This is a genomic window from Streptomyces sp. NPDC090077 (assembly GCF_044747545.1).
Classification (GTDB): Bacteria; Actinomycetota; Actinomycetes; order Streptomycetales; family Streptomycetaceae; genus Streptomyces.
The window spans coordinates 9,915-33,894 of the sequence record NZ_JBIVEG010000032.1 but is presented as its reverse complement, the minus strand read 5'-3'; the positions used below and the strand labels follow the sequence as shown (position 1 = coordinate 33,894).

The window sequence follows — 23,980 nt, the reverse complement described above, 5'->3', positions numbered from 1 at the left end:
ATTCTTTCCGGATACCGACTCAGCCTTCTTCAGCGCGGCCGGTGACCAGCGACGCGGATCTTTTGGCTTCAAATCCGCACCCTGAGCCGTCCCTGCCCCCACGAGAAGCGACAGAACGGCTAAGAGCGGAACCCCGGCCCTCCGCCTGACTAACGAGCGTCTTTTGATCTTGCGTTGTTCAGTTGGTGCCGACACGGCACGCCCCCCACGGTCGCCGAGTTGATCAATTGGCGTGGGATCTTATCCTGTCGACTGCCGAAAAAATGGAGTCGAATCCGGACAAACCCTCCGCCGTCGACTCACAGCGCTCGAAATCTTGCCCGAAATTCGTCGATTGACTTACGCGTTGGCCTAAATCACATCGACCGATTGATCACGATTCTGCGAATACTTCCAGGGGAATTCCAAGTTCCAATTCGGTGATTACAAACGATTGCACCGTCGGGGCTGTTAGCGTTCACGATCAGTCATCAGCAACCATCAGATTGGGGAGTTTCGCAGTGGGGGGCATACTCAGAAGGCGGAGCGCGGCCGGAAGGCCGGCTGCGCTCGCCGGGCTGGTCGCACTGGCCTTATCCGTCACATCGATAGGCGTCGCACCTGCTGCGGCGGCTGCAGGAGAGCCGGGCGCACCGAGCGCCCAGACGCCGCCTGAACGGCCTCTCAGCGAGCCCGAGCGGGCTGAGGAGACCGCCTTGGCCGAGGCCCGGCGCAGCGGGAAACCCGTTGCCGTTCCCGCAGCAACCACCGAAACAGACACCCTGGTAGCGAACCCGAACGGCACCCTGGGACTGACCCGCAGCGTCGCCCCGCTACGTACGAAGCGGGGCGGTACCTGGGCGGCCCTGGACGCCACCCTGGTCAGGGCAGCCGACGGTACGCTCCGCCCGAAGGCCACGGTGAGCAACCTGGCCCTGTCCGGCGGGGGCACCAAACCGCTCGCCACCTTGGAGCAGGATGGCAAGCAGCTTGTACTGAGCTGGCCTGGTCCTCTCCCCGAGCCGGTACTGGACGGCCGCAGCGCGGTCTATCGCGAAGTGGCCCCCGGTACGGACCTCAAGGTCACGGCCGAGGAAGACGGCGGGATCTCACAGATCCTCGTGGTGAAGTCCGCCGAGGCGGCCCATCACCCGAAGCTGGCCAAGCTCACTCTGGGCCTCAAGGGGCATGGCGTCACCGTCTCTGCGGATGCCCACGGGAATCTGAAGGCGGACGACGCCTCCGGCCGTACCGTCTTCCAGGCTCCGACTCCGACCATGTGGGACTCAAGCTCCGTGGCTACGCCGTCGACGGCCAAGACCGCCCCGTCTGCCAAGTCGCCCCAGGCCGCCGGAAACAGCGCTCAGTCCGCGCCGACACCACCTGATCCGGAAGCGGCCAAGCGCCTGTCCGACAGCGAGGGTCCCGGTGACAGCGCGAAAGTCACCCGACTCCAGGCTGACCTCGGCAAGGACTCAGTCGCCCTCACCCCGGACCGGTCCTTCCTGAGCGACCCGTCCACCACATACCCGGTCTTCATCGATCCGGCCTGGCAGCCGACCAACCGTGGCACGCAGCACTGGGCCTGGGTGCAGGAGGCGTACCCCACCACCGTCAGCTACGACGACTACGGGGACACGTACGACCCCGGCGTCGGGTATCAGCGCTGGCGTACCAGAACCGGTCTGGAGCGCTACTACGTCCAGGTCGACACCGGCGACCTGCGGGACAAAAGCATCAAGAAGGCGTCCTTCTTCGCCACCCAGTCGTATGCCGCTGACGCCACGTGCAGCCAGACGTACAACGTGGACCTGCACTCCACCGAGCCCCTGCTTTCCAACATCACCTGGAACACCCAGCCCCGCGACTGGGAGGTTCTGCGGACCACCTCGATCAACAGCTCGGGCGGCCCCGGCTGCCCGGGGGCGACCACTCGTGGTGAGTGGGACGTACGCGACCACCTGATCGCGAACGAGTGGCGTGGCAGCCTCACCTACGGCTTGTTCGCCTCCAACGAGTCCAAGAGCAGCAGCAACAACTCCTTCAAGCGGTTCACCCGTAACAAGAACAACCTGCCCTTCCTCTACATCGAGTACAACCGGGCGCCCTACGACCCGTGGTCGCTCAGCATGAGCCCCGCACCGCAGAACCCGAACGGCAACGGCTGCGGCTGGGTCGGCGCCACCGCGTACGCCGGCCTGAGCCTCGGCGCCTGGATCGGAGACGCGGACAACCAGCCGGTCTCCGCGCTGTTCTACGTCAACGACAACGCCGACAACGCCCTCGTCTACGACAGCGGCCGCGTCGGTGAGGCCACCGGCACCCACTGGACCTCCGTCCGGCCCACGAACCTCTCCGACGGACACACCTACAGCTGGCGGGTCGCCGCCCACGACGGTGACATGGACTCCAGATGGGTCAGCGGCTGCACTTTCAGTCTGGACACGCAGCCACCGTCCGCTCCCGTAGTGACATCGGCGGAGTATCCGCCGTCGGGTACCCTTCCTGGCTCCACCAAGCACATCGGCCAGGGTGGCACCTTCGCAGTGAAGTCTGCTGACGCCACCAGCGGCGTCCTGTACTACGAGTGGGCCTTCAACTCCCCGATCCCGGTTGGCGGTGCGAACCGCGCCGATCCGTCCGCCGACGGCAGTGCGTCGATCCCGCTGACGCCCACGGCCTGGGGTACCAACATCCTGCGCGTCCAGGCCGTCGACCGCGCGGGCAACCGCTCGCAGCAGCAGACGTACACCTTCTACGTACCCGACAACCCGGACGCCAAGACGAAGCTCGGCGACATCACCGGCGACGAGCGGGTCGACTTCATCGCCCCCACCACGGGTGGCGACCTGGTCGTCTACCCCACCGCCGTGGACCCGGCCTCCGGCGGCGTCCTGGCCTCCAACGCCGCCAACAGCCCGGGTGCCAAGGGCTGGGGCAACGGCACCCTCACCACCCACCGCGGCGGCAACGGCATCCGCATCGACGACCTTTGGGCCTACCGCGACGGACAGCTCAAGCTCTACCGCAACTCCCTCACCCAAGGCGGCCTCACAGCCAACGGCGGCCTCTACTACACCGCCGCCAACGCCGTAACCGTGCAGCGGCCCTACACCTCGGACTGCACCGTCGCCACCACAGGCCAGCCTTGCGGCACCGCGTACGTCGAGAACTGGACGCGGGTCAGGCAGATCCTCGCAGTCGGCGACGCCCTTCCCGAAGCAGGTGCGAACGCCCGCAACGACCTGCTCACCGTCGAGGGCAACGGCACGGGAAGCTCACAGCTAGTGCTGTTCCAGGGCACTGGTGCCACCGGCGAACTGCGCGACCCGGTCGTACTCGTCCTCAGCACTTCCGGATGGGACAACCTCACCCTCATCGCCCCCGGCGACGCCACGGGTGACGGCCTTCCCGATCTGTGGGCCCGTGACAACACCACGGGTGACGTCTACCAGTACGCCAACGTTGCCGGGAACCCGGCAGCGCTCGGCGACCACAGCAAGCGCACCCGGATCGGCGGCGGCGTCAACGCCACCACCCACCCCGTCCTCGGTTCCTCCGGAGACACCAACGCCGACGGCGCCCCTGACCTGTGGGCCCTCGACAGCCGCCACCGCCTGCTGACCTGGAACGCGACCGCCACCGGCGGCAAAGTCACCGGCTTCGGAAGCCCCCAGACCATGGGCGACTCAAGGATCTCCACCGGCTCGTGGAAGCTCGATGAGGGCTCCGGCACTACCGCCGCCGATCTGCGCGGGCGCAACAACGCGACCCTCACCGGCGCGGGCGCCACCTGGGCCGACGACACCGTCGCCGGAACCGCCACCAAGGTCGTCGACCTCGACGGAACGGGCGCCACCGTCACCACGGCAGGGTCCGGCGTCGACACCAGCCGCAGCTTCACTCTCTCGACCTGGGTCAAGACCGACAAGGCAGGCGGAACGGTCGTCAGCCAAGACGGGCAGCGCTCCAGCGGGTTCATGGTGTGGTCCGACCCTGACGGCACCTGGCGCTTCGCCCTGGGCCGTGCCGACACCGACGGCTGGAACTACGACCAGGCGGACACCCGCAACGACGCCGCCAAGGTACGGGCCGGAGTCTGGACCCAGCTCACCGCTACCTACGACGACACCACAGGCCTGATCGCCCTCTACGTCAACGGCACCCTCGCCGCCACCGGCCACCACGCCAAGGCCAACGCCTGGAACGCCACCGGCCCCCTGGTCCTCGGCCGCTACAAGGCCCAGGGAAACCCGGCCGTCTTCCTCGACGGTCGGCTCAGCGGCCTCACCGTCTACAACCACTCCACTGTCCCCTCCGCACCCCGAACCGCCCTGGTCTCGAGCGTGAACGAGACCAAGTGCGCGGACAACAGCGCCGGCGGCACGGCCGACGGGAACCGGATCCAAATCTGGGACTGCAATGGGAGCAACCCGCAGCAGTTCGAGGTCCGCGAGAACGGCGAGCTGCGCGTCCTCGGCAAGTGCGTGGACGCCGCCAACAACGGCACCCTGGTTCAGCTGTGGACCTGTAACGGCACGGGCCCTCAGCAGTGGCTGCCGCAGGCTAACGGCAGCTTCTACAACCCTATGAACAACCGCTGCATGGACCTGCCCCAAGGCCGCACCGACAACGGGATCCAGCTCCAGCTCTGGGCGTGCAACAACACCAACCCTCAGCGTTGGTCCGCCACAGGCCTCGCCTCACCGCTGGGCAACACTGACTGACCCCATCCGCTGACCCTATGGGCCCGCCCTCCTCCGGCCATCCCGGGGAAGGGCGGGCCTGCGCATGCCACCCGTTCTTCACCCACCGCCATCACGGTGTGATCAAACCGTCCGGGATCCAGCCGCCCACGTATCCCTCGAGAAAGAGATCCAGATCAGGGATTCCCAAGTGCGCTACAGCTGACGCTACTTCGCCGTACGGAAACCAGTCCACCTCCGCTTCCCCCTGCACGGAACTGGAGCACCGAGTGGCTCCACAGCGGACTCCACACCCTCGGCGGCCTGGAGGAGGCGCTGGCTGGCCACATGCCGGCAGTGCTGGCGGGAGACCAAGCGCTTCCGCACCAACATCACAGGGCTGGGACGCAACTGCTCGATCTTCGAGACCGCCCGGACCTGGGCGTACCGCGAGGTCCGCCACCACTTCGGCAGCCCCGACACCCTCCACACCGCCATCCACGCCGAAGTACACACCCGCAGAACCGAATTCGCGGAGCCCCCGCCGGCCGTGGAGGCGCGTTCGATCGCCAACAGCATCCACCGGTGGATCACGACGCGCTCCAGGATGTGGAAGGACGGCGCGGCCGTCTACGAGGCCGCCTTCGTCGCCATCCAGTCCGCCCACGCCAAGAAGGGCGGCGCAGCGCGTGCTACGCGCCGAAACGAGCGCACCGCAGCGATGCTCGAGTACATGAAGGGGAAGCCGTGACGCAGGGTCCCATGCGCGAGCGTCACACCGCGACGGTCCGCGAGCTCGCGGACCGGTTCGGAGCGACCCCGCGGACCGTGCGCAGCATGATCGCCGAGGAACGCGCGGCGTACGAGGGGCGCTCCCGGCAACGCCGGGACCAGATCGTCGAGCTGCACCGGCAGGAGCTAAGGGGTCAGGAGCTAAGGGGTTACGAGATCGCGCGCGAGCTGAATGTTTCCACCGGTCTGGTGTCCACCCGGCTCAAGGAAGCCCGCGAGCAGGGCCAGTCGTAGCGAGCTGGCCGGGTCAGACCTCGGGGCGCTCCCTCTGGATCTTCTGCATTCTGCGGGCTGTGTCGATCTGTGAGCGGATCATCGTGTCGAACAGGGTTTCCGGGTCGCTGTCGGGGCCGGCGCTCGCTGCCAGCAGCGAGGCGACTTGGGCGGCGAGGACGGTGACCAGGTCGGCCGTCCCTACCGGGCCGCGGACCTCGATGAGCTTTCGTACGGCGTCGTCGATGCGGTCCATGGCCTCCTCGCCCTGGAGGAGCAACCCGAGTCGGTCGGCGAGGAACATGCGGACGACCGCCACACCGTCGGCCAGGGCGGTGTCCACGTCTAACTGATCGTTTCAGAATGCCGTCCTGCGGAGATGCTGGCGGCCCCATGGAACAATCCCTTCAGCCGCGGGATCAGGGGGGATGACGCCGTATGGAACGGGTTGGGGCTGCACGGGAGCTCGTGCTCGGTTACGTCCACGCTCTGAACGCAATTGCCGAGGCCATGAGGGTGGCGATGCCCTCGCTGGAGCGACTGGGAGATGTACTCGGCCTGGTCCGTTCGAGCCGGATCATCAGCCGGAGTGGGCATGTCGGCACCTACTCCTACACGGTTCATGGGGCAGGGTGCCGCTTCGTCAGCGACGACGGCACTGAGGTCGATGTGGACTTCGCAGCCGACGGAAGCGAAGTCTTCGACCTCTGGCGGTTGCGTTGGTATGGGCTGAGCCTGCCGGAGCCTCTTGACGTCACGGATCAGGACTTGCGGTCCGCAGTGCGGTCCCTGCAACCGCTTCTGGACGAGGTGCGGCCGGGGTGGTTCAGCGTAGCCAACTGATGGCTCAGGATGAGGTGCGCAGGCGGCGGTACTTGTCGAAGTCGTAGCCCCGGTCCGCGTACAGGCGGCGGGGCCTGCGGCGGGGGCGTCCCCGCCGGCCCCGGATCGATGGGACGGCGTCCACCAGTGGCAGGAGCTGGGTGACGTCGTGCCGGTTCCCGCCGGTCAGCGTCACGGCGAGCGGAGTTCCGTGGCGGTCGACGATCAGGTGGTGCTTGGAGCCGGGGCGGGCACGATCGACGGGCGAGGGGCCGACGTGATCCCCCCTTTGAGGGCCCGGACGTGCGATCCGTCCACGGAGCAGTCGTCCAGGTCCAGCAGGTCGGCGCGGCGAAGCTCTGCCAGAAGGGCGGCATGCAGGCGTGGCCAGACGCCGGCCTCGGTCCAGTCTCGCAACCGACGCCAGGCTGTTACTCCGGAACAGCCCACAGTCTCCGCGGGGATATCGCGCCACGCGACACCAGTCCGCAACACGTACATGACGCCGGCGAGCGCCGCCCGGTCGGGAACACGCAGCCGCCCGGGATAGCGGCGGCGGCGCTCGGGAGCAGGTGGCAGCAGCGGGGCCAGCCGCTCCCACAGGTCGTCAGGAACAAGATCTGCACGCACTCCGGACACCCTGCCGACCAAGATCGTTGAGCGCAAGACCCGAGCTCAACTCATTCTGAAACGATCAGTAAGTCGGCGCGGGCCTTGTCCGACTCCTTGAGCACGGCCGGAATCGTGTACGACCGCTGCTCTGGGATGAGGCCCTCCTTCTGCCACTCCTCGTACGGGATGGGGCCGACGGCGTCGCGGCGTGCACGGTGTTCGTTGGTCGGGCTGCCGCCCGCGGTGCGACAGGCCCGCCCTGCGGCAGCCTTGCAGGTCGGGCATCCGGTCGGCGGGTACAGCCCCCTGCGTCTCCTCAAGTTTCCCGTCATGTGTAACAGGCCAGGAAGACGTCCAGCGCGGAACCAGGCCCTCGGCAAAACAGCTACTGCCGACTCTGCGGTTGGGTGTCAGTCACCGCGCTCTTTGCGGTGCCAGCGGGCTCGCAGGCGGGTGGTGAGCCAGATGATGGCGGCGACGGTGACGCCGGCGACCACGTTCTCGATGATGTTGTTCATGAAGGGCATGCCTTTCACGCGCCGGTCGGCCCGTTGGCTGGCCGGCGCGGTGTGCTGTTCGGGCTGGGCTACTGAGCCACGAGGGCGTGAGGCAGGTGCGGGTGGCGCATGAACAGGCGCATCTCGTCGCGCATGGGGATCTCGCGGGCGAAGCGTTCGGCGAGTTCCGTGCGATGGCGGACGGGCTCGGGAACATGGCGCTCGGGGGTGAAGGCGAGCATCTGGGAGATGGCCCGCCAGGCCCTGGCCTCGGTGGTGGGGCCGATCGCGGCGTGGTGGGCGGCGAGAAGGTGTGCGGCCAGGGGGTCGCCGGCTCCGGCGGCGAAGCGCCACCAGTAGAGGGCGGATTCGCGTTTGTCGAGGCTGTAGAGGAGGCAGCCGAAGGTGCGGGCGCCGGCCTCGTCGTAGTCGGCGGCGAACGCGGAGAGGGTGTCGATCTCGTGCGAGCGCAGAATCGTGGTGCACAGCTGGGTGACGTATCCGAAGGCGAGGTACTGCTCGGCGCCCGGGTCCGAGGTGATGATCGGTGTCGGGCGCCGGCGCCCTCCCCGGCGGGTGCGGGGACGGGCGTGGCCGCTGGGACGGACGGTGTGGGGTCCGGGACCCGTGGCGGGCGGTGAGAGCTGGGTCAGCTCGGCGGGTTCCTCACCAGTGAGTTCAGAGTAGGGCGGGCTGCTGGGCACGGTCGTGTACTGGATCCGGGCCGGGCGGCGTGCCTCGGCCGCGATCCGGGCCGCGAGGCGCTGCATGAAGTCCTCGGCGCTGTGGCTGACGACCTGGGCGCGGATGGCTTCGGCCTGGCGGGCCATCAGCTCGGCGGAGCCCTCCCTTCCCGTGCCGGCCCGCGCTTCCGCGGACGGCTGGTCCGGGAGGTTCCCGTCGTCCTGCGCGTGCGCGGTCGGTTCGTGAACGGTACCGGCCTGCTGGTTCAGGAGGTCTTCCGGCATCAGGAGTCCCCTTTCTCCTTTGGAAGTTCCGTGAGCATGAGCGTCTCCAGCCGTTTACGTGCTCTGGAGGTGTTGGTCCTGGCTGCGGCCTCGCTGATACCGAGAGCCGAGGCGATCTGGGCGTAGGACAGACCGGTCAGGTCGTAGAGCTGAAGGCACTGGGCCTGGAGCGGTGCGATCGCCTCCAGGTCCTCCATGGCCCGGTCGAGGTGGTCGTAGTGGCGCAGTTCCATCAGGTAGCTGGTGGTCGGCAGCTCGGCGACCGGCTGCTCGTTGACGCGCAAGCGGGCTGAGCGGCGGTAGAAGTCGGTGATCGAGTCCTGGACAATTCGCAGGGCCAGGGCGAGCGGGTTCGGGTGGGCGAGGATCCGCTCGATCTTGCGGTGCATGATGACCATCGCGTCCATCACTGCGTCCTCCGCATCGTGCGGGTTACGCAGACGGTAGGTGGCTATGCCCATGAAAGTGCCAAGGTGCTCGCGGAAGAACTCCTCCCCGCGGGGGTCGAGGGCGGGCGGGGCGGGGTCCGGACCCAAGAGGTCGTACTCCCGGCCGAAGGGGTCGTTGTTCATCGCCCCTCCCGGCCGGCCGGACTGCGGCCGCAGCGCTGCTGCGCGGCCGCATGGTGCTGGTGGATCCTTCGGCCGGGCCGGATGCCGGCCTGGAACGCAGTGGTGGTGCGGGCCTGCGAGGCGGTGCGGGCGGCGGCGAACCGTTCGACGGCTCCGAAGCACGCAGTGGTCGTCCGATAGGCGCAGGCCGAGCCATGCGCGTACCGGGTCCAAGTGAGCCCCACGAAGCCTCCTTTTTGATCCAGAGCGAGCCCCGGACGGCTTCGTTGCGGCACGGGGCGGAACAGCGGCGTGTTCTCACTCCTAAGACCGTTCGAGACCCCCCGTGGAGTGACGCGAGGCCCGCACCTTCTCGCACACACAGTTATCGGTTCATCACATTAAGCGCCCTGACCAGCGGACTTTGCCATTCCGAGTGATCCACATCACAACCTCTTGGCGCGTGCGCCGCCCACTGCCACCCCGCGCACACCAGCGCATACCGGCCAAACCGCAAGAACCAGCCGAGCACCACCAGGCCCCAGCCCGCGCCGGACCTCCGCGATGGCACCGGACCCCGATCGCATGGATCGCCAGCTTCAGCACCACCACCGGCCAGATCACCGCACTCACCTTCACCCCGACACCGGCGGCACACGCCAGCCAGCACGGGCACCGGCGGAAGCGGCCTCGACCCATCTCACCAAATACAAAATTCCGCGCGATCACCACGGCACCGGCTTCGTGCCATAAGCAGTCCAGCTGCCGTGAAGAATGACCGCATGGCCCATGAACTTCGCCCCCATCAGAGGGAAGCCGTGGACGCCGTGCTGCGCGCCCTGGAACTGCCTGCACGAGCGCTCACGCCTGAGCGCGGGCTCCGGACTCAGGTGATCATGGCCACCGGTTCCGGGAAGACCCTGATCTCGGCCCGCAGCGCGGATCAGCTCTGTGCAGGCCGTGTGCTGCTGCTCGTCCCCTCGCTGGACCTGCTCACCCAGACCGAGGCCACGTGGCGCCAGGGCGGCCGTACAGGCCCGATGATCGGAGTCTCGTCCCTACGGGACGAAGACGTGTCCTTCCCCAACACCACGGACGCGGACGAGCTGGTCGACTGGGTGCGGCCGTTCGGCAAGGTCACCGTGTTCGCCACGTACGCCTCCCTCGGGCTGGGCACGCTGGAGCGTGCACACAGGGCCGGCCTTCCGGGCTGGGACCTGATCGTGGTCGATGAGGCACACCGGACGTCGGGGCGGCTGGGCAAGCCGTGGGCGGTCGTCCACGACAACACCCGCATCCCGGCCCTGCGCCGCCTCTACATGACTGCCACGCCCCGCCTGTGGCAGCTGGACGAGGACGCCGACCAGGGCGCGCCGGGCGAGCTGGTGGCGAGCATGGAGGACGACCCCGAGGGCCCCTTCGGCAGCCGCTGCTTCACCCTGACGCTCTCGGACGCCATCGACCGGGGAATCTGTGCCCCCTACCAGGTGGTGTGCGTGGACATCACCGACAGCCAGCTCCAGGCCGCGCAGCTCCTGGGCGCCGAAAGCCGCTCGGACGAGGTCCGCGGGGCCCGGCTCGCAGCCCTCCAGACCGCGCTGCTCAAGGCGTCCTCGGAGGAGAACTTCCGGCGCACCCTGGTCTTCCACCACATCGTGAAGGAGGCCGAGGCATTCGCCGCCGGCCTTCCCCACGTCGCCGCGCAGCTGCACGCCGCCGACCCCGAGCTGTACCCGCGCACGATCTGGGCCGACTGGCTGGGCGGCGAGCACAAGCCGGTCCACCGGCGGCGGGTCCTCGGGGAGTTCGCCGACGGCATCGCCACGGACGGCACGGTCGTGGAGAAGGGCATCCTGGGCTCGGTGAAGGTGCTCGGGGAGGGCGTGGACACCAAGAACTGCGACTCCGTGTTCTGGGCCGACGTCCGCGGCTCCATGCCCGACCTCGTCCAGGCCGTCGGCCGCGCACTGCGAATGCAGCCGGGCGAGGGCAAGACGGCCAGCCTGGTCGTTCCGGTCCTGCTCGGACCCGGCGAGACAGCCGACAGCATGCTCACCTCCCGGGCGTACGGCGGGCTGGCGAAGCTCCTGGAGGCGCTCAGGGCACACGACGCCCGGGTCGTGGAGCAGTTGGCGCAGCAGCAGGCTCCCAGCGCCTACAAGCCCGCCTTGAAGGCCACGCAGGGCCAGGAGGGCCGGGGTGACCGGTCCGGTGGGGCGTCAGCCCCGGCGCGGAAGCTGCTGAAGTTCAGCACGCCGCGCGACCCAGCGCAGCTGGCCGCGTTCATCAACCTTCGGGTGCTCAACCCGGAGCACGAGCACTGGCGGCGCGGGGTGGAGGCGGCCGTCATCTTCGCGCGCGAGCACGGCGACCTGAAGGTGCCGTTCACGTACCGCGTGCCCGAGGGCGAGGAGGCCGAAGGGGTGGGGTGGCCGGCCTCGCTCGCGAGCTTCCCCCTCGGGCAGTGGATCGCCGACAACCGGCGCTTCTACGCCCGCGGCGACATGGACGAGGACCGCGTCGAGCAACTGGAGAAGCTGGGCATGGTGTGGTCGCACTACGACGTCGCGTGGGAGGAGGGCCTGTCGGCCGCGCGCGGGTGGGCCGCAGAGAACGGGCACCTCCTGGCGCCGCTGGACGCCACCTTCCGGGGCTACCGGGTGGGGACCTGGCTGAAGAACGCGCGGACCGCCGCCCGCAAGGCCACCGAGAACGAGCAGCGGCGCGCTGAGGGCCTGCCGGTGGAGTCGTCGGCCGGAGCCATGCCGGAGACGCGGCGCGAGCAGCTGGCGAATATCGACCCGTCTTGGTGCCCGGTCTGGCCGGTGGAGTGGCAGCGCGCCTTCCACCTCGTCCGACTGCACCTGGAGGAGGCCGGCGGGACGCTGCCGACCGAGCCCGGCAAGGTGATGCACCAGGGCGAGGACCTCGGGCGGTGGGTGCGCTCGGTCCGGTACGGCTGGGACCAGCTCACCACCGTGCAGCAGTGGATGTGCGAGCAGGTCCTCGGGATCGAGCCCGCGACCAAGGACGAGAAGCCCAAGCGCCCTACGCAGGCCGACAAGTGGGCCATGAACTTCGAGGCCGCCAAGCAGTTCTTCGAACGCGAGGGGCACCTGCGGGTGCCGCGCAAGCACGTCGAACGGATCGTCGGCGAGAACCAGGAGGAGCGGGAGCTCCGGCTCGGGGCCTGGATCGGGAACCAGCGCAGCCGAGCCGCGACGCTGCCCCCGGAACGGGCGGAGCAGCTGTCCGCGATCGGGATGCGGTGGACGTGATGGGCATCGCCGTCACTGCGGCCGCCGCGGTCGCAGCCGGCTATCTGCTCGGTCGGCTGCGTCCATGGCGGCGTCTGGGCGACTGGGCCACCGACCAGGTCCGCTTCACCAGAGCGTGGGCCCGGGGTGGCGCCAGGCGGCAGCTTCTCGTCGCCCTGGTCCACGCCGTCACCGCGCCCCGCACCAGCTGGCGCATCCTGCGCGCCCCGGCCACCGAGACGCGGGCGGCGGTGCCCGTACGCGATCAAACTGGATCACCCACCGCATCTACCACGACAAGGGAGGCACCATTTGAGCACCGAGCAGCACGCTGCCGACGCGATGGACGGAGCTGTAGGCAATCCGGCCCCTGGAAAATCCAGGTCGGGATGTCGGCGTGGGCGGCTACATTCAGTGGATGACCTCGGCTGACCAGATCCTGACGCTGGTACGAACCGCTCTGGATGAGTTCGACGACCGCCCGCTTGCTGTCTCCGTCCGTCGGGCTGTACGCATCGCCAGTCTGGCCGGCGACTCCCAAGTCGCGGTGCGGCTGGGAATGGAGTTGCGCCCTTCAACCGGTGACCCACAAGCAAACGGCGAGGCGACGCGGCGTCTGATGGCCGACCCCGCACTGTGGGCATCGGCGGACGGTCCCGCAGAGGCCGCGATGCGCGAGTATCTCAAGGACCGCACTCTGGACAGGAAGAACCCCGAGTCCCACATCGCAGGGCACTCCCTCAGCGAGATCGAGTATCTACTCGGGGTGTTCGAGCCAGAACTGGCTTCCGGTAATGCGTCGCCGACGACCTTCGAGAGTGCGGCAGTGCTCCGGAACGTCCAGGAGCTGGCCAGGCATCGGACACGACGCTTCGACAGCCGTTGCCCTGCCGATCACTGGCGATGTCCTGAGGCACATCCCACTGGGTCAGATCGTCGCCCAGGCCCAAGCCGAACTGGCCAGCCAGTCATGGAAGGACGAAGGCGTGACCACCATCGGGGTCGGGTCACCGGTAGGCCGTCAGCCCGGCGAACTCGCTCCGGCATCCCTACGAGCCCTGGAAAACGCCGAGGCCCTCGCGCAGCCCGCCAAGCGCGGTCGGCCCCCGCTGGAAGGAGCACTCCTTCAGAAGCTGGCCCACGCGTACCTCCGCGAGGCTGGCAACGGTCCGGGACTCCACCGGAGCCTGGCGGATCTCTTCGAGCGCCCAGAACCCACCATCAAGGACTGGATCAAGGCGGCCAGAGAGCGCGGGTACCTCTCCCCCGCAATCCCGGGCCGTCGGGCCGCCGGCCCAGGACCGCTTCTTGGTCACCGCAATCCTGTCTAGCATCCACTCCGCTTGCAGGGTGCTCAGGCACTCACGCGAAGCGCAGCAGTTCGTTTTGCCCTGCTTGGAGGAACTCAAGGTACGCAGCTCTCATAGCGCTCCCGTCTTCCGCCAGGATGTCCCACCACACGTCCGTGATGTCAGCAAGATCGGCCTGTGAGTCGTCTGCAAGGCCTTCAGCCAGTTCGTCGTTCCACAGCCTGATCGTTCCGACGAAGCGTTCGGCTTGCGTGCGAACAGCAGCCCCTGCGACCTGAACGGACGCAGGGCCCAAGAGAGCCAGATGACTACATGAGCTCATAAAAGTGATCAAGGTCTTCACATACAGGTCCATCGTTGGATCGTCGAGCGGCCGAGTTTCCTTCAACTGATCCCGGTACTGGACGCACGCGCGGTTGAACTGGCTGTAACAGTCCATCACCTGCAGGTACGCTTTCTGGCGCTCCTGTCGGACCCATAGATCATGTGCTCCCGCTGCTTGAAGCCGCCCCTGTGCCAACACCGCGGCAGCGTTCGTCTCGGCCCCAATCCGAGCGCCCCGCACTGCGGCTAAGCCACCGACGAGAGCACCCCCGACCGCACTGAGAATCCCAACTCCCCCGGCGAGAACTGCTGCCCATCCCTGATCCATGGCTTGAAGCTCTCAGAAGCAGCGGGTTGGGGAGGAGATACACCGAAGTTCAGTCCGAATCGCAACCAGGTAGTGGCGGCTTGCCCAGAGCAGGCCCGCCCGAGGCGCGGCCCCTGTCGCAGCGTGACCTTGAGCGGGGCGTAGCCCTCCACGATCTCTCGTGCCAGGTCCACTACGGCGGGCCACCGGACCCTGTCGTGCGTCATACCGGTACTTGTACCCCTCGCACGGTCGCCGGCCGCGTGGGCTTGCCCAGGGCGGCCTTGGGCTTGCCCACCCGGCTGGCGGAAGGCTTACCCGGGTCAGGTGCGGCGGGAGAACCAGCGGCCGGTCTTCTGCTCGGGCACGGCCTGGTCCTGCTCGTGGCGCTCGTTGCCGGCTGGGGGCTGCCGTGCGGCGTCGGCCTGGGCCTGCTTGCAGTCGTCGCACAGGTGCGGCTGGGAGTCCTTCGGGGTGCCCCAGTCCGTCGTCTGTGCCGCTTCCCAGCGTGCGTCGACGAACTTCGCCCCGCAGCCGGTGCAGGCGGGACGGCGAGCTTCTCGCTCGGCTGCCTGTCTAGCGGCCTGCTCCTGCGCCGCGCGCTGCACCTTGGCCTGGTACTCCTGCTGGGCACGCGTGGTCTCTTCCCAGGCGCGGGCGTCGGCGGCCTCGCGGCGGGGGTTGCCGATGGCTTCGAGCAGGGGCTCCATGTGGTCGCGGCCGAAGCGTAGGGACACCGGCCCTTCCGGGCCTTGCCGGCGCAGGTTGTTCAGGCCGGTCGCGATGATCGGGATCCGCCCGTCGTAGCGGTGGTGGCCGGCCTTCTGCCGCTCGCCCTCCCACAGGTGCCGGGGCAGGTCCATCAGGCGCGAGATCGTGCGGTTGGGGTTGCGCTCGCCGATCCGGTTGAACACCAGCAGGACGGGCGGGTGCGTCCTGTCGCCGGACCGGGTCTCCGGAGCCGTCCAGCGGGTGCGCCACATCGGGCGCTCCTTGCCGTCGGTGTCCTTCGCCTTCCGCTTGAAGAAGCGGGCGTACTTCTCCAGCTTGAGCGCGAGTTCCTCGGCGGTTTCGTGGCAATTGTCGACCTCGATGAACAGCAGCGGCACCTGGTCCTGCGGTGCGGTAAGCACGAGGTCGGCCTAGGCGCCGCCCTTGCCGGGCGCGTTCCAGGTGCCGGTGGCGGGCAGCGGGACTTCGGTCCAGTAGGAGGCGATGGTGCCGATCCCGTCGGGTCCGTCGACGGCGGCCTGGGCGGCGGCCTGGACGTGCGGCGGGTCGTCGGCGAGCTTGGCCATGTTCGGCTTCGGCCGCAGCATCGCGATCACTGTCTCGTTGACGGCCATCGGGTGGGAGGCCCCGCTGGAGCCTGCGCCGCGTGCGGTGGAGCCCATCTCCCCCGCCGGGCGCCGCAGCTCGCAGGAAGCGGCCTCCAGGCCCTTGGGGGTCAGGTTCCGCAGGGCGTCGCCCGTCTCGGTGGAGCCGCCGTTCTCGGACAGACCGTGCTTGCGCATGTCGGAGAGTGCACCGGAGTGCGAGGCGGTGCGGGCCTGCTTCTGCTTCGACGGCGTCTCCTTGTCTGCGTGCCGGAACGTCAGGTGCGGAGCGCCGAACCGCTGGATCTGATCGGCCGTCGCCACCTTCAACGCTCCGAGCACGCGCAGCACGTCGCCGCGGTATTGGTTCGTCGAACCCGCCGGGTTGGTGATCCGCTTCCCCGCCATCAGCTCTGCTCCCTCGTTGCTCGCGACCGGCTGTCGGCCGACCGGCGCCGCTGCCCGCCGGCTCTCGGGTGGGTGCTGGTCATCATCTCGTCTCCTCTGTTGCCCCGGCCGGGACGGCCGTGGTGGAGGAGCAGCGTGCAGGTGACCCCCTTGGCCGCGGTCTGACCGGGGCCAGGTCAAGGAGAAATACGGCGGCGGGCAGGTCGGAAGCGGACCTGGACAAGGGGTCAGGGCCGGGCTCACGGCCATACCGACCAAGCTGGACAAGGTGGCCCGGTTTGGCCCTTGCAGTTCCGATTCGTCCGCATCCGGCGGAGGGGGGAGAGCTCTCTGGCCTCTGTCCACAGGGTGCTCGTCCGAGGCTGCCGGGAGTCGTCGTGATCCGAGCGACGTCACCCAGTTGAGGAGACCTCCATGCCGTACCTGATCCCGCCTCGCACCCCGCTCACCCCGGAGGAGGTCGACCGCGCTTTCGACTACCTCCTCGCTCTTCAGACGGGCGGCGGGAACTACGCCTCCGGACGCACGCCGGCTACTCCCGAGCTGGCCTTCCTGTTGCTGCGGCTCGCCGAGAACATCGTCTTCCCCGTCACGGGGGTCCTGGGCGACGGGGAGCCGCACTCGGACTCCTTCGCCCTGGACGAGGTCGGGTGCATCCTGCTGTCCGCCCTGCGGGACTGGACGCGCGACTCGCCCACGACGGCCGTGCTGGGCATCGCCCGCACCATCATCCGCTTCGTCGAGAACGTCATCCCTGACCCCGACGACCGCGGAGACACCTGCGCCACCCTGGAGACGATGCGCGACGAACACCTGGAGTGGGCACACACCGTGCAGTCCATGACCGGGCGTCCGTAGCCACGCGCACGATGCGCACCGGTGCGGTGGTGCGGTGCGGTGGTGCGGTGCGGTGGTGCGGTGCGGTGGTGCGCCCGGGTCCATCCGGTGCGCATCCACTCGATGGGCGGTGCGCACCGACGCAGCCGGCGCACCCCGGGCGGCGTGGACCGGCTGAGCGTGGCGCATTCCTCCTTGACACGGGCCCAGGTCAAGGGGAAATGCATCAGGTACACACCGGGTGGATGGACGCCATCGTCCCGGGCGATGGCGTCCACTCCCGGGCCGGGTGGTCTCCACTCGGTGGAGTGGATGCCGCGCACGGTGGTCTCCACCCGGTGCGGTGACCTCCACTCGGTGGAATGGGGCGCACCGCACCGGGTGCGCACCACCGCACCGGATGCGCACCATCGGGTCACTCAGTGGCTGGCCTCCCGGCCGCGGTGCGGTCCGGGCTCGGGCGGGCGGTGCGCCTGCTGGTCGTCCGGGCGCACCCGGCGCACCGCCTCGGCGTCGTCCGGTGCGGTGCGGCGGTCCGCGCGGGCGCGGGATTCGGCGGCCATCTTGGCGGCCGCCTCCTGGATACGGCGCAGTCGGTCGGCCGTGAGATCGAGGGCTTCCACATCCGTACGGGCCTCCCGCAGAGCGCGCACGCCCGTCATGTCGATCGCCTCCTGGCGGCCGGGCTCCGGCTCCTGGTCGTCGTGCTCGGCTTCAGCAGCCGAGAGTGCGAGCAGCTGCTCGGGCATCGCTGCCTGCTGGTGGGCGACGACGTCGTACGCCCGGCCCCGCGCGGCGGCGGTCGTGGTGGTGCGCAGCTTCTCGCGCACCATCGCACCGGCGAGGACGGCCCGGTCGTGCTGGAGCGGGATGCGGGGGATCTCCCACTCCCCCGCGTCCTGGCCCGGTGGCAGGGGCACAGCCGGCTCGCCGGGGTCGGTCGGGGGTTGCCGGTCCGGGTCGGGCGCGGGAGTGGGTGGGCGGGGCCGGGCGGGGAGGTCGGCAAGGTCCCATCGGGCGGTGTAGAGGCGGTAGTCGGCCAGCAGGCCGATCGTGGTCTTCGGCTCGCTGATGTCCAGGCAGTGCGTCTCGATGGCGGCGGCCACGATCTGGTCGTCCAGGCCGGGGTCGCGGCGGCGGCCGCGACCGACGAGGGCGAGGTGGCGGCGGGCTTCGGCGAGCAGGTGCCGGCGGTGGAAGCGCCCGCCGTCGTTCATCACGAACACGGTCGCGGTGACGTCGACGGCCGCCAGGGCGACGTCGACCACGGCGGCGACCCGGGCCCGGATCGCGGCGGCTGCGGCGCGGGCGTCCTCGAGGAGGGAGGTGATCACGTCGGCGGCGACCCCGGAGGTGAGGATCGCGCTCGCCTTCCACCAGGCGCGCAGCTTCGCGAGCGGCCGGGTCATCTGCTTGGGCGGGCGGGTCTTGCGGGCGGCGATCTGGTTCATCTTGGCGCCGGCCCGCTCGGAGACCACGGGCAGGAACAGCGGCTCGCCGTCGTCGTCGACGGCGGTGACGTACTCGTGCTCCAGCTCGGCGAGGCAGGCGGCGATCTGGTCGCTGCGCCGGGAGGTCCAGCGGATCAGCTCGTGCGGCACCCCGGCAATCTCCATCACCGGCCGGTGCCCCGGGGTAACGATGCGGGGCTCCGTGGCCAGCCCCAGTTCCTCGCAGACCTCGGAGGCCACGATCTCGTTGTAGAGCGCGGAGGCCGCCACGGTGCTCTCGTACAGGGCCAGGGAATGGATCGAGCCCCACTTCCCGTCCAGGCGCTGCCCCTTCACCGACAGCAGCACGTGGTCGTGGAGCAGGGGCCGGCCGGAGCGCGCCTCGTAGTGTCGGAAGCGGGCGGCGACCAAACCACCGGGCGGCCGCACCCGGTAGATGCCGTCCTTGCCGTAGCGGATCACCGCGACCTCGTCCTCAATCCACTCCAGCACCCGTACGATCGCCCGCTCGTGCGCGGCCTCGATCACCCGCCGGGTCTCCTCGTCCCCCAGCGCCCACAGGAGGTAGATCGTCGGCTGCGGCCGGAACACGAAGTCGACCCCGGTCACCGTCACCCGGCGCCCGAGGGCGCCGGCCTTGAACGCCTTCTTCGCCGAGTCGCCCGCGGCGAGCCGGTCGGCCTCGATCCGGTCCGCGTACGGGTGCCGGCCCCGCTCGCCGAACAGATTCCGCAGCTGCGCCTCGGTGACCTCCTCCCCTGGCGCCAATCCGAGCGCGGCAAGTCCCCGGCCCATCCAGCGACCGGCCGGGACACCGGCCTGCTCCTGGGCGGCGCGTAGCGACGTGCGGGCGGGGCGGCGGCCGTCGCCGACGACGGTCTCGCGGAGGTAGTAGCGGTACATCTGACCGGCTCGGATGACCCTGATGTCGACTGTCATACGGGCCACGCCACACGTCCCTGACCTGCAAGGAAAGAGGAGTCAGCGGGACGTCCCGCCAGGCGGGAGTAGCAGCCGAACTTTCTTCTCAGGTGCCCGCCGGGCGGGAAGCGGCCCGGGTCCGAACGCAAATGTCATCGCTCTCCGGCAGCACTCACACCACGCCCCGGACAACCTCATCCAGCGCCACTGAGCACCATCCAGCACCACCGAACGAACACCACCAACGAACACCGCCTACAGCAGCCCCCGGCACTCGCCGGGGGCTTCGTCGTGCTGCCCGGAGGAGCCCACCATGCCCACCTTCGAGACACTCCCCCGCTTCACCGCCGACCTCCACCACCTCACCCCCGCCCAGCGCCGGCGCTTCCGCCGCGTCGTCCTGGACGCCTTCGTCCCCGACCTGCGCACCGGCCGGCCCTTCCGACCTGGGCTGCGCGTCAAGAGAGTGCGGGTCGCACCGGGGGTCTACGAGCTCACGTGGGCGCCGGACGGGCGCGCCACGTGGTCGTACGGACGGGAGCGGGACCACGGCTGTCACATCGTGTGGCGCCGGGTTGGGACCCACTCCATCCTCACCGTCCCGTGAGGACGGGGACGTCGATCGTCGACCCGTCCTCGTATCCCATGATCGGTTAGGAGGCGGGGACCGAGTTCGCCTCATGCTTCGCAAGCACCGCATCAACACGTTGCTGGATGCGGTCAGCCGCTTCCGGGTGCTGCGCAATGTACGACCGGTACACGCCTGTGGAGAACCGCATCTCCAGGAGCCCGGTGCGTTCGGTGTCGTCGAGCCTCAGGATGTTGGGAGGGAGTGGGCAACCTTGCGACTCTTCGAGGTGAAGGGCCGGCGCGAGCGGTAGGCCGAAGGTGCGGTCCGTGAGCATGTCGACGAGCCGGTCGGCATGGTGACGGACGTCTGGGAAGTCGATCTCGAGGACCCACCTGACGGGCCCGAACCCGTCATACCCCAGTACCGGAAGTCCTTTGTAGCCGGTGACAACCTGGGCAGGGGACACGCGGTGGAAGAGCGGGATGCGACGTAGCAGCCCGCTGGTGTACCAGGATCCTGCCTGCATCTGTCGGGCCCATTCCCCAGTGTTCCAGCGAGCCTCGAACGCCAGCTCTGGGCGGCTCCATGCGTAGGCCCTCCTCCAGAGGGGTTGCCAACCTACGGCATGGGTGTTGTCCAGGACGCTGCGTTCCGCGCGCTTCCAGGTGGCGGGCGGTAGGCCGGTCAGCCACAACGACGTCTGCTGGCCTGCCACGTGAAGCTCGATGCCCCGCTTCGTGTATTTCGTGACGCGCAGGCCCAGCAGGCCGCTTACCTCCTCTCCCGCTTCGTCGCAGGCGGGCAGGAAACGACCCAGGATGTCCTGCGCGCGCTCCTCGCTCTCCACCTCCAGCTCAAGGGAGTCCGGGAGCGGGTGCACGCGTCGAATACCGAAGGTGTACTCGGTGAACCGATGGTGGCACTTGAGCAGTTCATCGAAGATGGCCGCTTCAAAGTGCCTCTGTTCCCGGCCCTGAGCGGGCGGGATCGGCTCTTGGTCCAGCCGCAGGCTGGAGCGGGCCCTGTCGAAGGACTCGTTCGTGTAGCAGCAACGACGTGCGGCGGTCCGGCTCAGAAAGTTGCGCATGGGAGGGTCCCTATCCCGCACCGGCGGCCCTCGGTACGGCGTTCGGATGCCGTTCCCAATGTCGGACTGATGCTTTGCCGTGGAGTCGTAGCCGAGCTCGTCCGCCTTCTGCTTCGGACACCAACTGGGCCGCGGCGCCTGAGAAGGCACGGCCCTCCACTGGCCGTAGGGGGCAGCATATCTATCCGCCGGGGCAACGGCAGCGAAGCCCTGCTGACGTGTCGGTCGGTGTGACTGCTCACGCTTGATTGCGGGTGATCGTCTTGAAGGCCCCGGTCGTGCTGGGTGCTGCTCGTGCTTGTTTGCGGATTCTGCTCGCCGCATTTTGCGTCTCGGAGGTTCGCTTCGTGACTGGCTGTAGTGGGCAGGCGGCTCGGTAGTGAGGCACGAAAAGCCGGAGCCCGTGCGGTCGGCGCCGACTAGGCTCGACTCCATGTCCGAGTCCGCCCCTGACCCTCGCCTGCAGTCCTTGATCAACCAGCTCCTGCCGGGGGTTGTGAGGACGGTGAAGGTCACAGGATTCGACGGATCAGATGTCCTGGTGGAGCTTGTGAATGCCCCAGGAGAGGAAGCTGAGATCGGTCGGATTCCTAGGTATGAGGCGTCGATGCGCCGGATGGAGCATCCGTCCGAGCTGTTCGAGGTCGGCCAGGAGATCAAGGCCGAGGAGATCGGGCGTTGGCGTGAAGGACAGCTTCACCTCTCCGCCAGGGCGTGCGAGATCCCGGCGCTGCGATCCTTTCTCCTGTCGTTTGAACGAGGGCAGGTCGTCACTGGGACGGTGTCCGAGGTCCACAACTTCGGGGTCTTCGTTCATCTCGATGGCGAACCGGAGGGCTTGTGCACCGGCTTCATCCGGGTGCCGGACCTGACGTGGGGCTGGATCAGCCATCCCAACGAGGTCGTAAAGGCCGGCCAGCGGATCACCGCTGAGGTGATCATTGCCGAGACGCGCTCCGGACAGGTCACGCTCTCGCTGAAGGCTCTGCGGGAAGACCCACTCCTTCGGTTTGCGGATCAGGTCGGCCGGGTTCTCACCGGGCCGATCACCAGGATCGTTCCTTTTGGTGTGTTCGTGCAGCTCGCTCCCGACGTAGTGGGGTTCCTTCACCTCTCGGAGCTGACCGACCAGCCGGTCGAGACCCCAGATCAGCTTGTCGATGAAGGGGAGCTGATCACGGTGAAGGTCACCGAGGTCGATCTCCGGCTTCGCCGGGTGCGGCTGGGTGCCGTTGGCGGAGCGGTCTGAACCTGGCATGGGCCTCACTGGTTCCAAGTCGGCTGTTCAGGCCCGGAAAGGGTTTGTGCGAGAGCGTCGGCGGCTTCGGCCAGCAGGATGGCTTGACTGCTCAGGCCGGCGGTGAGGCGACGCATGCCCATGGCTGTCGGTCCGCTCCGCGGGGACCACGACTCTTCTGCGTCGGCCGGCACTCGCATGACGGGTGCAAGGGTCCATTCGCTGCCGGTGACCTGGGCCCAGATGTAGGCGCTGGTGACGTTGCGGCTCAGCGCTGGGCCGCATGACTGCGGGTCGGTCCGGGCCGCGGTGAGAAGGGCTTCCCACTGGTCGTGTGGCAGGTGCCAGGTGGCGAACTGTTGTCGACGCTCACGGTAGTTGACCTGATGCGGGAGGTCAGCGAGGTGCTGGGCGAGGCCCTGCAAGGCGTCCGTCACGTCGAAGTCCGAAGTCGCTCGGACTATCGCTTCGGGATTCATCACCCAGCCTCCGTGGGACGGCCAGGCTGCTGGGACTCCCAGAAATCTGGCGGCCTCGCGGGGGCTGCTGCCAGTAACCGCCTGAACCAGTTGCAGGGCGGCTGTTCTTCGCAGGGCATAGACGGAGGCGGGTGGGAGGCGGGCAGTGCCGGGAAAGTGCTGCCTGAACCAGTTCATTGGGATTTCCTGCGGGACGTGATCGGCCCCGTAGCCATGGGGAGGCTGCGGGACCAGCGTGCCCAGGATGTCCTGCCAGGGGGTCGGGGGCGGGAAACGCCTGGCAAGAGCGTGATCGAGTTGCCCAGGTCCCGCACCGGCCAGGCGACCTCACCACCGTCAATCAGCCAGGAAGTGCTCCACCGCCGGGGCCAGCCCTCACCCAGCGACAACCGGCCGCGCGACGCGCCACCGTGATACGGCACAAGCAGCTCGTTCAACGAGCACATGTCGGAGCGGACGAGAGCCTTCGACGTCGTCATAGACCCACGGCAGCACGACGTGTCCGGCACCCACAGGCAATCGCCGTACTTGTCCGCAACTCACCGTGACTTGACCGCTCTCATGGCCGATCCCGCAAACAACCATGAGCATCCGCAGGGAAACATGAGCAGTCACACCCGGACAAGGGGCGGGTGGTCACCGTCGGTGCGCGGGCTCTGTCCACAGGGCCGCTCCCCGAGTCTCGGGACCTGGGGCCGTCACGACCGGCGTGGTGGCCCGTACGTGAGGAGCCCTCATGCCCGAGACCACCACCCTGCCGCTCGCTCCGATGACCCCGGACGCGGCGATCAGCGCGTTCAGCTACCTCCGCACCGTCCAGGCCGAGGACGTCGAGGCCACCCGCGGGTTCGCCGGCACCGAGCCGCGGATGCCCGAGCTGCTCGTCGACGCCGACGAGCGGATCGTCATCCCCGTCACCGCCCTGCCCGGCCCAGAGGCGGGCGAGCCGACTGCGGAGATGTTCGCCCTGGAGGCCCTCGGGCGGGTCCTGGTGGCCACCCTGCGCACCTGGGCTCAGGCCGGGCCGGACGCGGCGGAAGGCATCGCCGGCGCCGTCATCGACTTCGTCGTGCAGTTCCTCACCGACGACCACGAGGACGTCGCCGAAGTCCTGCGCCAGCTGGAGGCGGTGGGAGTGGGCCAGGCCCTCGCCGCCCACCCCGCTCCGGCCGGTGCCCACCTGGTGCGCCTCTCCATCGCGTAGGCCCCAACCGGCTCGGTGGAGTCCACCCGGTGCGGTGGTGCGCACCGGGTGGACTCCACCGCACCGCACCGCACCGCACCGCACCGCACCGCACCGCACCGCACCGCACCGCACCGCACCGCACCGCACCGCACCGCACCGCACCGCACCGC

The 23,980-nt window shown here is 68.8% G+C and carries 21 protein-coding genes and 1 pseudogene; 9 read left to right on the top strand and 13 right to left on the bottom strand.

From position 1 onward, the window contains the following. Positions 1-695 precede the first annotated feature (695 nt). From ACIPW5_RS33805 to ACIPW5_RS33795, 3 genes are all read left to right on the top strand, one after another. Positions 696-4,706, top strand: a complete 4,011-nt coding sequence (locus ACIPW5_RS33805) for a ricin-type beta-trefoil lectin domain protein (RefSeq protein WP_401253345.1) — start codon at positions 696-698, stop codon at positions 4,704-4,706. Between the two features lie 508 nt (positions 4,707-5,214). After that, entirely contained in the window at positions 5,215-5,415 is a 201-nt protein-coding gene (locus tag ACIPW5_RS33800) for a hypothetical protein (protein ID WP_401253342.1), read from the top strand. After that, on the top strand, positions 5,412-5,690 hold the full coding sequence (locus tag ACIPW5_RS33795) for a hypothetical protein (protein ID WP_401253339.1): 279 nt from the start codon (positions 5,412-5,414) through the stop codon (positions 5,688-5,690). The genes ACIPW5_RS33800 and ACIPW5_RS33795 overlap by 4 nt, the downstream gene beginning before the upstream one ends. Positions 5,691-5,703: 13 nt before the next feature. On the opposite strand, the gene ACIPW5_RS33790 is transcribed toward ACIPW5_RS33795, so the two are convergent. Continuing rightward, entirely contained in the window at positions 5,704-6,012 is a 309-nt protein-coding gene (locus tag ACIPW5_RS33790; RefSeq protein ID WP_401253337.1) for a hypothetical protein, read from the bottom strand. Positions 6,013-6,137: 125 nt separating this feature from the next. Between ACIPW5_RS33790 and ACIPW5_RS33785 the strand changes: the two genes are divergently transcribed. Next, the gene (locus ACIPW5_RS33785) at positions 6,138-6,512 is read left to right on the top strand and encodes a DUF6896 domain-containing protein (protein ID WP_401253334.1); all 375 of its coding nucleotides are present in this window, start codon (positions 6,138-6,140) and stop codon (positions 6,510-6,512) included. A gap of 22 nt (positions 6,513-6,534) precedes the next feature. On the opposite strand, the pseudogene ACIPW5_RS33780 reads toward ACIPW5_RS33785, so the two are convergent. The 5 genes and pseudogenes from ACIPW5_RS33780 to ACIPW5_RS33760 all read right to left on the bottom strand — a co-directional run. Further along, positions 6,535-7,121 (bottom strand): annotated as a pseudogene (locus ACIPW5_RS33780) (IS5 family transposase); the annotation flags it as partial. Positions 7,122-7,171: 50 nt separating this feature from the next. After that, positions 7,172-7,423, bottom strand: a complete 252-nt coding sequence (locus ACIPW5_RS33775) for a hypothetical protein (RefSeq protein WP_401253331.1) — start codon at positions 7,421-7,423, stop codon at positions 7,172-7,174. Between the two features lie 266 nt (positions 7,424-7,689). Further along, positions 7,690-8,568: a hypothetical protein gene (locus ACIPW5_RS33770; RefSeq protein ID WP_401253328.1), complete on the bottom strand. Its 879-nt coding sequence runs from the start codon at positions 8,566-8,568 to the stop codon at positions 7,690-7,692. Beyond that, positions 8,568-9,140, bottom strand: a complete 573-nt coding sequence (locus ACIPW5_RS33765) for an RNA polymerase sigma factor (protein WP_401253325.1) — start codon at positions 9,138-9,140, stop codon at positions 8,568-8,570. Before ACIPW5_RS33765 ends, ACIPW5_RS33770 begins: the two co-directional genes overlap by 1 nt. Then, positions 9,137-9,364 carry a hypothetical protein gene (locus tag ACIPW5_RS33760; protein WP_401253322.1) on the bottom strand — a complete coding sequence of 76 codons (228 nt, stop codon included), beginning with the start codon at positions 9,362-9,364 and terminating at the stop codon, positions 9,137-9,139. Before ACIPW5_RS33760 ends, ACIPW5_RS33765 begins: the two co-directional genes overlap by 4 nt. Positions 9,365-9,901: 537 nt before the next feature. Here ACIPW5_RS33760 and ACIPW5_RS33755 point away from each other — a divergent pair. Then, the gene (locus ACIPW5_RS33755) at positions 9,902-12,397 is read left to right on the top strand and encodes a Helicase associated domain protein (RefSeq protein WP_401253320.1); all 2,496 of its coding nucleotides are present in this window, start codon (positions 9,902-9,904) and stop codon (positions 12,395-12,397) included. Positions 12,398-13,425: 1,028 nt separating this feature from the next. Here the strand turns inward: ACIPW5_RS33755 and ACIPW5_RS33750 are convergent. The 4 genes from ACIPW5_RS33750 to ACIPW5_RS33735 form a co-directional block, all read right to left on the bottom strand. Continuing rightward, positions 13,426-13,692: a hypothetical protein gene (locus ACIPW5_RS33750; RefSeq protein ID WP_401253317.1), complete on the bottom strand. Its 267-nt coding sequence runs from the start codon at positions 13,690-13,692 to the stop codon at positions 13,426-13,428. A gap of 46 nt (positions 13,693-13,738) precedes the next feature. Further along, positions 13,739-14,338, bottom strand: a complete 600-nt coding sequence (locus ACIPW5_RS33745; RefSeq protein WP_401253315.1) for a hypothetical protein — start codon at positions 14,336-14,338, stop codon at positions 13,739-13,741. A gap of 302 nt (positions 14,339-14,640) precedes the next feature. Beyond that, positions 14,641-15,450: a hypothetical protein gene (locus tag ACIPW5_RS33740; RefSeq protein ID WP_401253312.1), complete on the bottom strand. Its 810-nt coding sequence runs from the start codon at positions 15,448-15,450 to the stop codon at positions 14,641-14,643. A gap of 9 nt (positions 15,451-15,459) precedes the next feature. Further along, a complete protein-coding gene (locus tag ACIPW5_RS33735; RefSeq protein WP_401253310.1) occupies positions 15,460-16,041 on the bottom strand; it encodes a hypothetical protein in 582 nt (193 codons plus the stop codon). Positions 16,042-16,455: 414 nt separating this feature from the next. Between ACIPW5_RS33735 and ACIPW5_RS33730 the strand changes: the two genes are divergently transcribed. Then, positions 16,456-16,899 carry a hypothetical protein gene (locus ACIPW5_RS33730; protein WP_401253307.1) on the top strand — a complete coding sequence of 148 codons (444 nt, stop codon included), beginning with the start codon at positions 16,456-16,458 and terminating at the stop codon, positions 16,897-16,899. A 398-nt stretch (positions 16,900-17,297) separates the two neighbouring features. Here ACIPW5_RS33730 and mobF read toward each other — a convergent pair whose 3' ends face one another. Then, on the bottom strand, positions 17,298-19,268 hold the full coding sequence (gene mobF, locus ACIPW5_RS33725; protein ID WP_401253452.1) for a MobF family relaxase: 1,971 nt from the start codon (positions 19,266-19,268) through the stop codon (positions 17,298-17,300). Between the two features lie 295 nt (positions 19,269-19,563). Here mobF and ACIPW5_RS33720 point away from each other — a divergent pair, with 295 nt between their 5' ends. After that, entirely contained in the window at positions 19,564-19,857 is a 294-nt protein-coding gene (locus ACIPW5_RS33720; RefSeq protein WP_401253305.1) for a hypothetical protein, read from the top strand. Between the two features lie 46 nt (positions 19,858-19,903). Here ACIPW5_RS33720 and ACIPW5_RS33715 read toward each other — a convergent pair whose 3' ends face one another. Beyond that, on the bottom strand, positions 19,904-20,908 hold the full coding sequence (locus ACIPW5_RS33715; protein WP_401253302.1) for a hypothetical protein: 1,005 nt from the start codon (positions 20,906-20,908) through the stop codon (positions 19,904-19,906). Between the two features lie 433 nt (positions 20,909-21,341). Here ACIPW5_RS33715 and ACIPW5_RS33710 point away from each other — a divergent pair, with 433 nt between their 5' ends. After that, positions 21,342-22,157, top strand: coding sequence for a S1 RNA-binding domain-containing protein (locus tag ACIPW5_RS33710; RefSeq protein ID WP_401253300.1), 816 nt, complete (start codon positions 21,342-21,344; stop codon positions 22,155-22,157). 14 nt (positions 22,158-22,171) lie between these two features. On the opposite strand, the gene ACIPW5_RS33705 is transcribed toward ACIPW5_RS33710, so the two are convergent. Beyond that, complete coding sequence (locus ACIPW5_RS33705; RefSeq protein ID WP_401253298.1) at positions 22,172-22,624, bottom strand: hypothetical protein; 453 nt, start codon at positions 22,622-22,624, stop codon at positions 22,172-22,174. A gap of 736 nt (positions 22,625-23,360) precedes the next feature. Here ACIPW5_RS33705 and ACIPW5_RS33700 point away from each other — a divergent pair. Beyond that, the gene (locus ACIPW5_RS33700) at positions 23,361-23,828 is read left to right on the top strand and encodes a hypothetical protein (RefSeq protein ID WP_401253297.1); all 468 of its coding nucleotides are present in this window, start codon (positions 23,361-23,363) and stop codon (positions 23,826-23,828) included. Positions 23,829-23,980 lie beyond the last annotated feature (152 nt).

What these genes read in the sequence shown, in the direction of transcription:
- ACIPW5_RS33770 (WP_401253328.1), bottom strand. Translation starts at nt 8,568, where the DNA reads ATGCCGGAAGACCTCCTGAACCAGCAGGCCGGTACCGTTCACGAACCG.
- ACIPW5_RS33710 (WP_401253300.1), top strand. Translation starts at nt 21,342, where the DNA reads ATGTCCGAGTCCGCCCCTGACCCTCGCCTGCAGTCCTTGATCAACCAG.
- ACIPW5_RS33700 (WP_401253297.1), top strand. Translation starts at nt 23,361, where the DNA reads ATGCCCGAGACCACCACCCTGCCGCTCGCTCCGATGACCCCGGACGCG.
- ACIPW5_RS33705 (WP_401253298.1), bottom strand. Translation starts at nt 22,624, where the DNA reads ATGAATCCCGAAGCGATAGTCCGAGCGACTTCGGACTTCGACGTGACG.
- ACIPW5_RS33730 (WP_401253307.1), top strand. Translation starts at nt 16,456, where the DNA reads ATGCCGTACCTGATCCCGCCTCGCACCCCGCTCACCCCGGAGGAGGTC.
- ACIPW5_RS33745 (WP_401253315.1), bottom strand. Translation starts at nt 14,338, where the DNA reads ATGGATCAGGGATGGGCAGCAGTTCTCGCCGGGGGAGTTGGGATTCTC.
- ACIPW5_RS33735 (WP_401253310.1), bottom strand. Translation starts at nt 16,041, where the DNA reads ATGGCGGGGAAGCGGATCACCAACCCGGCGGGTTCGACGAACCAATAC.
- ACIPW5_RS33720 (WP_401253305.1), top strand. Translation starts at nt 19,564, where the DNA reads ATGCCCACCTTCGAGACACTCCCCCGCTTCACCGCCGACCTCCACCAC.
- ACIPW5_RS33715 (WP_401253302.1), bottom strand. Translation starts at nt 20,908, where the DNA reads ATGCGCAACTTTCTGAGCCGGACCGCCGCACGTCGTTGCTGCTACACG.
- ACIPW5_RS33755 (WP_401253320.1), top strand. Translation starts at nt 9,902, where the DNA reads ATGGCCCATGAACTTCGCCCCCATCAGAGGGAAGCCGTGGACGCCGTG.
- ACIPW5_RS33765 (WP_401253325.1), bottom strand. Translation starts at nt 9,140, where the DNA reads ATGAACAACGACCCCTTCGGCCGGGAGTACGACCTCTTGGGTCCGGAC.
- mobF (WP_401253452.1), bottom strand. Translation starts at nt 19,268, where the DNA reads ATGACAGTCGACATCAGGGTCATCCGAGCCGGTCAGATGTACCGCTAC.